The sequence below is a fragment of the Gilliamella sp. B2717 genome, from assembly GCF_026536675.1.
GTDB classification, from domain to species: domain Bacteria; phylum Pseudomonadota; class Gammaproteobacteria; order Enterobacterales; family Orbaceae; genus Gilliamella; species Gilliamella apicola_I.
The window spans coordinates 36,453-48,349 of record NZ_JAFNNQ010000095.1 but is presented as its reverse complement, the minus strand read 5'-3'; the positions used below and the strand labels follow the sequence as shown (position 1 = coordinate 48,349).

The 11,897-nt window shown below is 34.5% G+C and carries 11 protein-coding genes; 6 read left to right on the top strand and 5 right to left on the bottom strand.

Translation table 11 applies throughout. The features are described 5' to 3' along the window. The first annotated feature begins 115 nt into the window (after positions 1-115). The 4 genes from fdhD (at position 116) to J3U35_RS10370 (ending at position 4,373) form a co-directional block, all read left to right on the top strand. Positions 116-922 carry a formate dehydrogenase accessory sulfurtransferase FdhD gene (gene fdhD / locus J3U35_RS10385; protein WP_267361211.1) on the top strand — a complete coding sequence of 269 codons (807 nt, stop codon included), beginning with the start codon at positions 116-118 and terminating at the stop codon, positions 920-922. A 245-nt stretch (positions 923-1,167) separates the two neighbouring features. Further along, positions 1,168-1,986 (top strand): purine-nucleoside phosphorylase, encoded by an 819-nt coding sequence (locus tag J3U35_RS10380; protein WP_267361209.1) that lies wholly within the window; start codon positions 1,168-1,170, stop codon positions 1,984-1,986. Between the two features lie 55 nt (positions 1,987-2,041). Then, positions 2,042-3,283, top strand: a complete 1,242-nt coding sequence (locus tag J3U35_RS10375) for a nucleoside permease (RefSeq protein WP_267361207.1) — start codon at positions 2,042-2,044, stop codon at positions 3,281-3,283. Between the two features lie 184 nt (positions 3,284-3,467). Further along, positions 3,468-4,373, top strand: a complete 906-nt coding sequence (locus tag J3U35_RS10370) for an EamA family transporter (protein ID WP_267361205.1) — start codon at positions 3,468-3,470, stop codon at positions 4,371-4,373. Positions 4,374-4,432: 59 nt separating this feature from the next. On the opposite strand, the gene dsdC is transcribed toward J3U35_RS10370, so the two are convergent. Beyond that, a complete protein-coding gene (gene dsdC / locus J3U35_RS10365; RefSeq protein WP_267361203.1) occupies positions 4,433-5,368 on the bottom strand; it encodes a DNA-binding transcriptional regulator DsdC in 936 nt (311 codons plus the stop codon). Positions 5,369-6,064: 696 nt separating this feature from the next. On the opposite strand from dsdC, the gene J3U35_RS10360 reads away from it, so the two are divergent. Then, on the top strand, positions 6,065-6,484 hold the full coding sequence (locus J3U35_RS10360; protein WP_267361201.1) for a hypothetical protein: 420 nt from the start codon (positions 6,065-6,067) through the stop codon (positions 6,482-6,484). A gap of 347 nt (positions 6,485-6,831) precedes the next feature. Continuing rightward, on the top strand, positions 6,832-7,311 hold the full coding sequence (locus tag J3U35_RS10355) for a hypothetical protein (protein ID WP_267351326.1): 480 nt from the start codon (positions 6,832-6,834) through the stop codon (positions 7,309-7,311). Between the two features lie 106 nt (positions 7,312-7,417). Here J3U35_RS10355 and amtB read toward each other — a convergent pair whose 3' ends face one another. The 4 genes from amtB to purK form a co-directional block, all read right to left on the bottom strand. Next, positions 7,418-8,698: an ammonium transporter AmtB gene (gene amtB, locus J3U35_RS10350; RefSeq protein ID WP_267361199.1), complete on the bottom strand. Its 1,281-nt coding sequence runs from the start codon at positions 8,696-8,698 to the stop codon at positions 7,418-7,420. Positions 8,699-8,712: 14 nt separating this feature from the next. Then, on the bottom strand, positions 8,713-9,051 hold the full coding sequence (glnK, locus tag J3U35_RS10345; protein WP_220216771.1) for a P-II family nitrogen regulator: 339 nt from the start codon (positions 9,049-9,051) through the stop codon (positions 8,713-8,715). Between the two features lie 262 nt (positions 9,052-9,313). After that, positions 9,314-10,807, bottom strand: coding sequence for a dGTPase (gene dgt, locus J3U35_RS10340; protein WP_416380699.1), 1,494 nt, complete (start codon positions 10,805-10,807; stop codon positions 9,314-9,316). Positions 10,808-10,825: 18 nt separating this feature from the next. Continuing rightward, entirely contained in the window at positions 10,826-11,890 is a 1,065-nt protein-coding gene (gene purK / locus J3U35_RS10335; RefSeq protein ID WP_416380702.1) for a 5-(carboxyamino)imidazole ribonucleotide synthase, read from the bottom strand. Positions 11,891-11,897 lie beyond the last annotated feature (7 nt).

Sequence of the window (11,897 nt, the reverse complement as noted above, 5' to 3'; positions counted from 1 at the left end):
CTTACAACTATTTTTAAGTATGCTAATACCCTATTTTCAACAAATCCAGATAGCGTATAATAGCTAATCACTTAGCCATAACGTTTTATAAAAGACAGATAGCCAGAGAAAGTCTATGACAATCGGTTTAGAACATATTACCGTTGAAAAATTTAACAGTAATCAACCCATCCATTCAGAACATGATGTTTTAGCTATAGAAACCCCTGTTGCATTGGTATATAACGGTATTTCACATGTTGTCATGATGGCAACCCCTAAAGACCTTGACTATTTTGCTATCGGCTTTTCATTAACAGAAGGAATTATTCAATCCCTAGATGACATCTACAGCATTGACATTATCAAAGTGACAAATGGTTTTGAAGTGCACATTGAGCTATCATCACGGCGATTTTTTGAGCTTAAACAAAAGCGCCGGAACTTAACAGGTCGAACAGGTTGCGGTATTTGTGGCACGGAACAGATTGAACAAGTCTGTAACATCTTGCCTACCTTGTCATCCACTCATTTCATTGAGTTATCCTATTTTAATCAAGCATTGTCAGCATTAAAACGTGTTCAAACTGTTGGTGAACAAACGGGTTGTACGCATGCTGCAATATTACTTGATTTAGCAGGTAATTTTATTGCTGGTTTCGAAGATATAGGTCGACATGTCGCATTGGATAAATTGTTAGGCTTTCGAGCGACACAACTTAAAAAAAATCCGAATTTTCCTCAAGGTGTTATTGTTGTTTCAAGTCGAGCCAGTTATGAAATGGTACAAAAAACCATTCATTGTGGAATTGAAATATTGATGGCAGTATCCGCTGCAACCTCGATGGCAGTCGATATGGCCAAGAAAAGTAATCTTACCTTAATCGGTTTTTTCAAAAATGATAAAGGTGTGATTTATTCAGCTAGTCACCGAATACGTTAAAAGGTGAACAATGCGAGTTTAACGATAAATTTTTATGTGATCTTTTTCGCGTTTTAAAAAAAAGATGATTAATTATTTTTTTAGATATGACATACTACGGCGATTTTAAGAATGTGCCAAAAATAACAACGCCATCACACATTCTCAAAATGAATTTATTAATAATACATTAATCTTGAAAAGATGAATTAGCTTCATCAAAATTTATTCTTACAAACATCTACAGACAATTTAAGGATACATCCATGCATCAAACATCTGATATTCAACAAGCGGTCAGCTATATTCAACAAAAAACCAATAAAAAACCAACTATTGGTATTATATTAGGTTCAGGATTAGGCCCTTTTGCCGATACGCTTGAAGATGCAATCCATATTCCTTATGACACAATCCCTCATTTTGCAAAATCAGCTGCTGTGGGACATTCTAATGAGTTAGTTATTGGTCAATGCGGCGATAAAACAGTAGTTGCCATGAAAGGACGTTTTCATTACTACGAAGGATTTTCGTTAGATCAAGTGACCTTTCCGGTGCGAGTCATGAAAATGCTGGGCGTTGAAAAACTGATTATTACCAATGCTTGTGGTGCAGTGAATACCAATTTTAATCCTGGTGATTTGATGCTGATTACTGATCATATTAATTTGACGGCAAATAATCCTTTAATTGGTCCGAACAACGATGAACTAGGTGTACGTTTTTTAGATGTCAGTGAACTTTATAATAAACAATTACGAGCAACCGTTTTAGACGTTGCCAAAGAACTTAATATTACCTTACGCCAAGGCGTTTATGCTTGGTGGACAGGGCCAACTTATGAAACGCCAGCAGAAATTAGAATGATTCGGGTATTAGGTGCCGATGCAGTCGGTATGTCCACTGTGCCTGAAGCCATTATTGCTCATCATTCGGGAATTAAAACGATAGGCATATCCTGTTTAACGAATATGGCTTGTGGTATTTTGGATCAACCATTAGGGCATGAAGAAGTGATTGAAACAGCAGAACGTGTAAAATCAACGTTTTTACAATTAATTACTAAAACGATAGCACGCTTTTAATCACTGTTTTATTGTGTTGATGTTGTATTAAGGGTTTACTTTGTAGGTATCTGTAATGAACATAAGCAATAGATTGAAAATAATGTTGTTTTTCCAATACTTTATTTGGGGAAGCTGGCTGGTTACCTTTGGCTCTTATATGAGTCATACTCTCCATTTTTCAGGGACTGAGATAGGATTAGTGTTTAGTTCAAAGGGACTTGCCGCATTAATCATGCCATGCATTATCGGCATTATTGCAGATAAATTTTTACAACCTAAATACCTTTTCATGCTATGTCATACAATCTGTGCCATTGCACTTTTTTATGCAGCATCAATCACTCAACCTAATCCATTATTTTGGGTAATGTTAGCGAATGCTTTAGCATTTATGCCCACTATCGCTTTATCGAATTCGATCAGTTATCACTGTTTAGACAACAATAATATTGATTCATTAAAAGCTTTTCCTAAAATAAGGGTTTTTGGTACCGTAGGCTTTATTATTGCAATGTGGATAATAAGCCTACTTAAATTAGAACAGAGTCATGCACAACTCTATGTAGCCAGTATCGCATCAATCATACTTGTCATTTACAGTTCGACACTACCTAAAATAACGATTCATAAAAAAATAAAACAGTCATGGCATTCTCGATTAGGATTAGACGCATTTGTACTTTTTAAAAAACTGACAATGGCGGTGTTTTTTTTATTTTCGGTATTAGTAGGCGCTATTTTGCAAATAACCAATACTTTTGGTACCACCTTTTTGCGTGATTTTAATAAGATTCCGCAATTTGAAAATAGTCTAATTACACAGTACCCGGCTATTTTATCTTCAGTTTCACAAATGGCAGAGGTTGCCTTTATCTTAACTATCCCATTTTTTCTCAAAAAATTGGGGATAAAAAAGGTCATAATGATAAGCTTAATCGCTTGGACTTTAAGATTCGGACTATTTGCATTTGGTGATCCAACACCATTTGGTTTTGTTTTACTCATGTTATCCATGATTGTTTATGGTTGTGCATTTGATTTCTTTAATATTTCCGGTTCAATTTTTCTTGAAAAAGAGGTTAATGCAAGTATACGAGCCAGCGCACAAGGTTTATTTATGACTATGGTAAACGGTGTCGGGGCTTATTTAGGTTCAATTATCAGTGGTTTAGTTGTCGATATATGTACCCATAATAATGTAAAAGATTGGCAAGCAATATGGTTAATTTTTGCGTCTTATGCACTCATTTTAGCTATCGTGTTTTACTTTAGTTTTCATGATGACCATATAAGCAATAAACAAATTAAACAATAGGATAGTCAACTCATATAATGGATTATAACAACATGTTTATCTTCTAAATCGAATCAGTTCGTATTCATTATCATCACTCATTTAATGAACTTGAATAAACGACAGGGCTAATCCCCCTGTGATTATGTTTTACATCGAAAATTATCGATGAAGTTTTTTGTTACAAAAGTATTGAGATTCAAATATGAAAGAAAAATTTTTAGGCAGTTTTCTAGTTTTTTTAGGGGCATGTAGTTTTGGTGTCCTCTCTTCTATTGTAAAAACCGCTTATCAAGCTGGATATACATTAGGTGAAGTTACCGGTGTGCAATGTTTTTTGGGTATGCTGATACTATGGGGCAGTCACCTAATCGTTAAAAGCTTAGATAAACCCAAAGCAACCCCTGTTAAACATTCTCCTTCTACCCCAAAATGGAAAGTGTGTGCTGTTGGAATTTTTCCCGGCTTAGTTGGTATCTGCTACTATCAGTGTGTTCAATTAGTTCCGGCATCAATAGCCATTATTCTACTGATGCAATATTTATGGATCAGTATCATTATTGATTTTGTCATATTTAAAAATAAACCCAGTAGCGTTCAACTTTTGACAGTAGGCATTATCATCATCGGTAGTTGCTTAGCAGCAGGCGTTCTTAATCAAGACATTCATTTAAATTTTTCAGGCTGTTTATTTGGATTTTTAGCCGCTTTAATGTATTCCCTTTTTATCACTACCAGTAGTAATGTAGGTAACGATTTACCAAAGCTTGAAAAAAGTGCCTTAATGATAACGGGTGCATGTATTATTACGTTTTTAATTTTTCCACCGTTATTCTTTTTTAAATACAGTATTTCAGACCCACTTTATGTATTAGGATTCTTATTGGCGTTATTAGGAACCGTTTTACCGCCCTTTTTATTTTCGGTTGGTATGCCAAAAATTGGCATTTCATTTAGTGCGATATTATCGGCAGCTGAGCTTCCGATAGCCGTAACCTGTTCTTATTTCTATTTGAAAGAATCTGTCTTGTTAACGCAATGGATCGGCGTCATCATTATTCTATCAGCCATTGCAGTGTTAAATCTGAAAAACCTTAAGAAAGGCTCATAACGGCGTTATAATTTACGAATAAGACTAATTCGCATATATACAAATTCTGATATCAAGGCTTAAACATAACGTTTAAGCCACTTAATAAAAATATCCGCTTTCGGATTATATTTGGTTTGTGGTCTTAAAATGTAATAACGCTGTTTACATAATAATTCCATATCAGGAAAAGGCATAACCAACTCTTTCGTTTCCAAATATTTACTAATTAACTGTTTTCGTCCCATGGCAATACCGGTATGGTTAATAGCCGCAATAATAGCTAAATCAGAACGATCAAAGATGATTTTGGGGATATCATTAAGTTCAAAAGGTAATGAAAAATTATTTGCCCATGACTTCCACTCTTCTAAGTTGGAGTCATGTCCCCAAGCTTGTCCGTCATGCAATAAAGTACAATTGGTCAATTTATCCACATTACCATATAAATCCTGTTTAAGCGCATAAGCGTGGCTACAGACTGGAATAATGGTTTCATTCATCAAATGGTCATAACGAACTTCTTCATAGCGTAGCGCATCAAAATAGATGGCAAGGTCAATATGATGACGATTAAAATTACTCACTTCATTACCGGACAAAATATTCAAACTGATATACGGATACTGCCGAGTAAATTCAGCAAGTTTAGGGACTAACCAACATTGAGTAAATGACGGTTTTGCATAGACCGTTAATGTTCCAGCTGCCTCTTGATTCGTTATTTCCAGAATTTCTTGATTCAAATTACGAAGCGAATTTTTTACTGCACTAAAAAGATTTTTGCCATTATAAGTCAATTCAATACGACGATGAAAACGCTGAAATAACTTAAAACCTAGCTCATCTTCTAATTTATTGATTTGATGACTGACAGCACTTGGGCTAATACAAAGCTCTTCTGCGGCTAAAGCGAATGATAAATGGCGAGCTGCTGATTCAAAAGTATGTAGTTTAGCTAATTGATAACGATTAACGATACGGCTTTGTGCCAAATATTTATTTTCATCATACATCTGTAATTCTCCTGTACTTCGACGGTCAAACTTCAGTTAGCTGTTTTTCAACTTTCATCTTTACATTTACAAACAATAATATGTAGGACAAGTATTGAAAAGAAGGACTTGCTGGTTTTAAATTACTTTTTTAGATGAATCCAGTTCATGTTAAGTTGTTTATTTATCATTTGTCAAATATTAATCAAAAACATCTAATAATAACAGTATTTAACAGCTTAAAAAGACGGCATTTTTAATTCAAAATTTATAATTTTTACTAAATTAATCATTAGTATAACGTAGATTGAAGTTTTTGTCGTGAATTGTTATTCATTCATCTGGTCTGATTAGCCTATTTAGTGAGTTAAACCGGCTTAAAAGAATGGTGGTCGATAAAATTGAGATGAATGTAATGAGTTTGTTGTAGTCAATATTGGTTAGACAACTTAGCCGTTAATTTAAGTTACTGCTATGTAGTCATCCTAATATTTTAATAAGAATGTGAGAGTGAATAAGATCGAGTAAATATTAAATTTAAATGCGTCTAGCAAAATGTCTTATCCATTTTTTATGTTTAATTTAAACATATTCCTCCACAATCTTTATTGCAATGAACAATTTCTATACTTTTTTAACCTTAATAGTTTGATTTGTTATACTTGTTTCTACATTTTTATTTTTTAAATCAATAAAATAATATAGAGGAATAGGATTATGATGTTTCAAGACCTTGAAAAACGTCTACTAAGCCACCATTTAGTGATTAGTTTTGTTAAATTGGCAATATTTTCTTGGTCTAAACGAAGAATAACCGTTTTAACTCAAAAATTATTTTTTCAAGTATTAACAAAAATAGGCGTAATGGAATGTGATCAACAACTACTAAGAAGTACTTCTTATCACGAGAAATCATCTCCAAAAGCGGCTGTAACAAAAGGAATTATTAAGCCAAATAAAATTATCATATCGAACACAACATTATTTCCAGAAAAACACTATCATCTCGACAGTTTAAGTAATTATTTGCTTAACAATATAGTTATTTTCTTAGGAAAGCTTATACCTATGTCGATATTTTCTCATTATGGAGATCAAGCTAAATTTGATTTAAAGAGTGATATGAAAACGAGTTAGCCGAACAGAATTGGTAATTTTATTGGTATTTTTATTCGAAATTAGTGTTAAGTTCTTAGTTAGTTTTATCCATTATAAAGTGTATTAGTAATGACAGGAGGCATTAAATTTTAATTTTCGTCTTGTAAAAATAAAGTAAATAATAATTTTTTAACTTGATTTATTAATTGTTGAATAGCATTTAATCGACTTGTTATAAGGAAATTACAAAAAAACTGGAAGTTAGTTATTTTATACTGATGTAGCACCGTAACAAGAAGTATCTTAAGAAAACAAGTAACAATCGTTTTTTTCATTGTCCGACACATTGTTATATTATTGTCCTGAAATAGAAAGGAAGTTATAGAATGAAGACACATAAAAAACCATTATTTACCTTAGTACAAAACAGTGAATCAGTAACAAAACAAAATACTTTAAGCTATTTAGACTCTAAACTAAATTATCCGGATTGCGTAGATGAAATCATTGCATTACGTATTAAGGAGCTTAAATTACATCATACTGAGTATAAAGAAAAAGAGTACAACGAAAAAAATACTTTTCGTAAAAATAAAGAGTTTTCATTTATATTTGGGGAAATATTTGAATCCGAACACCATGAGAAACAAATCGGTATGTTAAAAGATGAGATAGCTTTGGCTAAAGAGTCCAATAAAGTAAAGGAATTACTTGGTACTCGATTGAAAGAGATGGCTAAAGTATACCCAGATGTTGAACTTGATCTAAGTGATGTTGATGTGATCCCAACACAAATAAAAGAACATTTGTTTGCTCCACCTTTAATCTTAACTGAAGATAATGCCATTATGCTTTGGGATGATTAAAAAATAGTTTTAACAATAATTAATACTAGGTCTAATAAATTACAGGGTATAAGCCCTGTAATTTATTTAATAGGTTTGTTAGAACAAATACTAATATTTATCAGTGCTAACTGTTAAAGGCACTTTCACCATGGCTGTTAATATCTAATCCTTCACGTTCATGCTCTTCTGATACACGTAATCCAACTGACAAATCGGCAATTTTATAACCAATCAATGCGATAATAGCTGTCCAAACAACACAGGTAATCACACTCAATAATTGGATACCTAATTGGCTTAGCATATTCATGCCTTGGGCATAACCAATGCCGCCTAACGATTCTGCTGTAAATATACCTGTTAGCAGACAACCTACAATACCACAGACGCCATGTACTCCAAACACATCACAGGTGTCATCAATTTTTAACCTTTTTTTAAGAGAAGATACGCCCCAAACACCGGCAAAACCACAAATCAAACCAATTAACATTGCGCCACCAACGCCGACAAATCCAGCGGCTGGCGTTATGCCAACTAATCCAGCAATAACCCCTGAAGCAGCGCCTAAACATGATGGTTTACCTCGCAATACCCATTCGGCAATGGTCCACGCTAAAACGGCGGCTGCCGTTGCTGCGACCGTATTAATAAAAGCCAAGCTGGCAATCTCATCGGCTTGTGTTGCCGATCCCGCATTAAAACCAAACCAGCCAATATAAAGAATTGCTGCCCCTAAGTACACATAAGGTAAATTGAAAGGTTTTAAGGGCTCACGATTATAACCGATACGGTTTTTAAGCAGATAGGCGCCAATTAATCCGGCAACTGAAGCATTAATATGAACCACCGTACCACCAGCAAAATCTAATGACCCTTCATCCCCTAATATACCCCCGCCCCAAACCATATGAGCCATCGGTATATAGGCGAATGTAAACCAAATTACCATAAAAATTAATACTGCTGAAAAACGAATACGTTCCGCAAAAGCCCCCAGTATTAAACAGCAGGTTATACAGGCAAAAGAGCCTTGAAAAGCGATCCAAATCAGCTCATAAATCGTTCCCGAGAAGTCCGTTATCTTCACGCCAATTAATAAAAAATGGTCGAAGTTACCAAAAAACCAATTTCCTTGACCAAAGGATAAGGTATAGCCATACGTTATCCAAAGCACGGTGATTAATGAAAAAGTAACCAATACTTGTGACAACATGGATAACACGTTTTTAGAACGTAATAATCCACCATAAAAGAGTGCGATACCCGGTACGGACATAAATAGTACCAGTGCAGTACAAATCATCATAAAACCATTATCCGCTTTATTAGCAATAGGAACTTCATTTGCCAATACTGAACCAGAAACCAATAATCCAAACACTAAACTTAATTTTTTTAACATAATATTATCCCTATTTATAGTGCTAACTCATCGGTTTCACCCGTTCGGATCCGAACAACGTGCATCAATGGCGTAACAAAAATTTTTCCGTCGCCAATTTTGCCGGTATAAGCTGCCTGACAAATTGTGGTAATAGCTTCGTCGAGTTGATCGTCACTGATCGCTAACTCTATTTTCACTTTAGGTAAAAAATTAACAGTGTATTCTGCACCCCGATAAAGTTCGGCATGACCTTTTTGCCGCCCAAACCCTTTTACTTCTGTAACAGTTAATCCAGTGATACCAATATTTGAAAGTGATTCTCTGACCTCTTCTAATTTGAAAGGTTTAATCACAACAGTCACTAATTTCATCTATGTAACTCCTCATCTTTTACTATGGGTAATCAACATAATGCAAAGGTTATGCCAGCTTTGATTAAGATTAATTTGTTGTGATTTTAGATAAGCAATGATGAAGCGTTATCATGCAGGTATAAAACATGAATTGTATAACAAATGATTGAGCTGATAAGCTCTATTGGGTTATCAAGAAAATTTAACTCGATAGCGTTTGATGCACTAATCTGGTGCTATTGCGTTTTTGTAGTGCCTTTTAATCTATTCATTAATTTAATTAGAAGGTCACCATTAACTTGCGGTATTCATCAAAAGCAAAGTGATCAGTCATGCCGCTAATATAATCTTGCAACAAACGACAACGATAATAGAACTCCCAACTTTGAAAAGTCTCTTTCGTTTCATCTTTATTCTTAATAGCTTGTTGATAAGCATCCCGATGTTTAGCGGAAAGTTTATGATAAAGCCGTGTTTCAATCGGGTATTCTTTGTGATTATCGTCTTTTACTAATTTTAAAAAATCATGGGTTGGCATATCGAGTAAAGGACTATAGATATCTAACAATCCACTGATAATTCGGTGACCTTGTAATTCAATATTTTCAACAGATTCATGATTAAAAACATATTTGACCCCAACCGTTTTAAAGATATTTAATAATTTATATTCAGCCCCGTTACCTTCTAAGAGCGCATTATTAAATGAACCATGGTATATCTCCTCGATATTTTCAATAAAACGTTCAGCAGCATGAGGGACGAGTTTTGTGATAGTGTTAACACGTAAATACATGAAAAATTGCCCAATAGCTATCGCATTAAATTGATTTTGTCTTAGATTTTCATATGAACGCTTAACAACTTTATCAAAAAGATCACCTGATTTGATTGGTCCCCAAGCGTCCTTTAAATATTCATAAAGTTGTTGTACAGAAAATAATTTTTTTTCTACCGCATCTTCAAGATCGGCAATACAGTAAGAAATATCATCTGCTGCTTCCATAATATAAGTGAGTGGATAACGGTGAAAAGGTTTAATATCAAGTTGTTCAGATAACTCTTTGATAAAAGGCTCTTCAGATAAGTAATAACCCGCCTTTTTCATCAAATAGGAGAATTTAACAGGAACTTCACGCAACCAATAGGCAGGTTTGGAATATTTTAATATTGATGCAATTTGCGAATAAGTAAGATTTAATCGCAAAATGGTATGAACTAATCGTATGGCTTGTGCATTACCTTCAAAATTGCATAAGTCTTGACGAATTTTACTTTTCAACTCCTGAAGCTCAGTATTATCCGTTTTTTGTATTTCAAGCACAGGATAATAAGATGATGCATGAATTTTTAATCGTGAGCCAAACCATTGGTTAATTGCTTTTTCACCAAAGTGTCCAAAAGGAGGATTACCAATATCATGCATTAAACAAGCCATTTCAACCAAACTTTCAATAGGCATAATAACTTGTTCTAATCCCAATTGTGCCAGTTTTCCGGCGTTGCTAAGACGATGAATGATCTCTTTAACAATATAACGCCCTACTTGTTGTACTTCCATTGAGTGGGTTAAGCGCGTTCTGACAACAGAATTACGCTCTAATGGAAAAACTTGCGTTTTTTGCTGTAAACGGCGAATCGCAGCAGAGTTAAGGATCCTTCCTCGATCGCTTTCAAAACAACCAATAATAGAGTAGGGATCGGTTATTTTTTCTTGTTTATTTCTTTCGTTACGTTGATAATTAATTTTTTTATTAAATTCGATCATGCTCAATCCCTTGTATCAATATTGTTATAATTTCTGTTTCGCCCATTCAATAGCCGATTGATATTCCACTGGTAATAACGATATCAAACTAGCTAAAGATTGCTTTAATTTATCTGGATTATCATGTGTTAAATTGATATGCCCTACTTTACGCCCAACTCGAACTTCTTTTTCGTACCAATGCAGATGCACTAAATCTATCGATAACCATTTTTTATTGAGTTCTGTACCGATTAAATTCATCATAATTGAAGGGGTAAAGACATCTGGCTTAGGTAGTGGCAATCCTAATAAAGCCCTTAAATGCAGTTCAAATTGACTAATTGAAGCACCATTTTGTGTCCAATGCCCACTATTATGCACACGAGGCGCCAGTTCGTTAATGAGCAAATCATTACCCATCACAAAACACTCCATCGCCATGACACCCACATAATTTAGTTTATCCATAATAGCCGATAACATGTGTTCAGCTTTTGACTGTAATGTTTTGTATTCATCGGGTAAGACAACACTCATTTTTAGAATACCGTCTTGATGTAAATTGTTAGTCAATGGATAAAAAACTTTTTCCCCATTAGCATTACGAGCCCCAATTAGTGAAACTTCTTTTTCAAATTTAATGGTTTGCTCAACGATCGCATGTCCATAAACTTCATCGGGTATATTGACGTTATTTTCATCGTTAATCCGCCATTGACCACGACCGTCATATCCGCCTGTTCGACGTTTGACAATCAAACGTTGTCCTAACTGAGCAAACAGATTTGACCACTGTTGTTGATGTTCAAGTGAATGCCATTTCGCTGTTGGTAGACCAAGTCCATCGAGTAACTGTTTTTGCGTTAAACGATCGGCAATAATAGGGAATACATGGCGATTAACAAATTGAGGATGGTTAGCTAAAAGCTTGGTAAAAGGCGTATCAGGCCAACGTTCAATTTCAGCAGTAATCACCGACTGTTGATAAGGAATTGAATCGGGTTCAACATCTATGCCAACAGGATAGACTTTTATCCCTAAAGGCTCCCCCGCTTGTCTTAACATTCGTCCTAATTGCCCGTTTCCAAGTACACACACCGTTTTCATTGTCATG

What these genes read in the sequence shown, in the direction of transcription:
- fdhD (WP_267361211.1), top strand. Translation starts at nt 116, where the DNA reads ATGACAATCGGTTTAGAACATATTACCGTTGAAAAATTTAACAGTAAT.
- J3U35_RS10380 (WP_267361209.1), top strand. Translation starts at nt 1,168, where the DNA reads ATGCATCAAACATCTGATATTCAACAAGCGGTCAGCTATATTCAACAA.
- J3U35_RS10375 (WP_267361207.1), top strand. Translation starts at nt 2,042, where the DNA reads ATGAACATAAGCAATAGATTGAAAATAATGTTGTTTTTCCAATACTTT.
- J3U35_RS10370 (WP_267361205.1), top strand. Translation starts at nt 3,468, where the DNA reads ATGAAAGAAAAATTTTTAGGCAGTTTTCTAGTTTTTTTAGGGGCATGT.
- dsdC (WP_267361203.1), bottom strand. Translation starts at nt 5,368, where the DNA reads ATGTATGATGAAAATAAATATTTGGCACAAAGCCGTATCGTTAATCGT.
- J3U35_RS10360 (WP_267361201.1), top strand. Translation starts at nt 6,065, where the DNA reads ATGATGTTTCAAGACCTTGAAAAACGTCTACTAAGCCACCATTTAGTG.
- J3U35_RS10355 (WP_267351326.1), top strand. Translation starts at nt 6,832, where the DNA reads ATGAAGACACATAAAAAACCATTATTTACCTTAGTACAAAACAGTGAA.
- amtB (WP_267361199.1), bottom strand. Translation starts at nt 8,698, where the DNA reads ATGTTAAAAAAATTAAGTTTAGTGTTTGGATTATTGGTTTCTGGTTCA.
- glnK (WP_220216771.1), bottom strand. Translation starts at nt 9,051, where the DNA reads ATGAAATTAGTGACTGTTGTGATTAAACCTTTCAAATTAGAAGAGGTC.
- purK (WP_416380702.1), bottom strand. Translation starts at nt 11,890, where the DNA reads ATGAAAACGGTGTGTGTACTTGGAAACGGGCAATTAGGACGAATGTTA.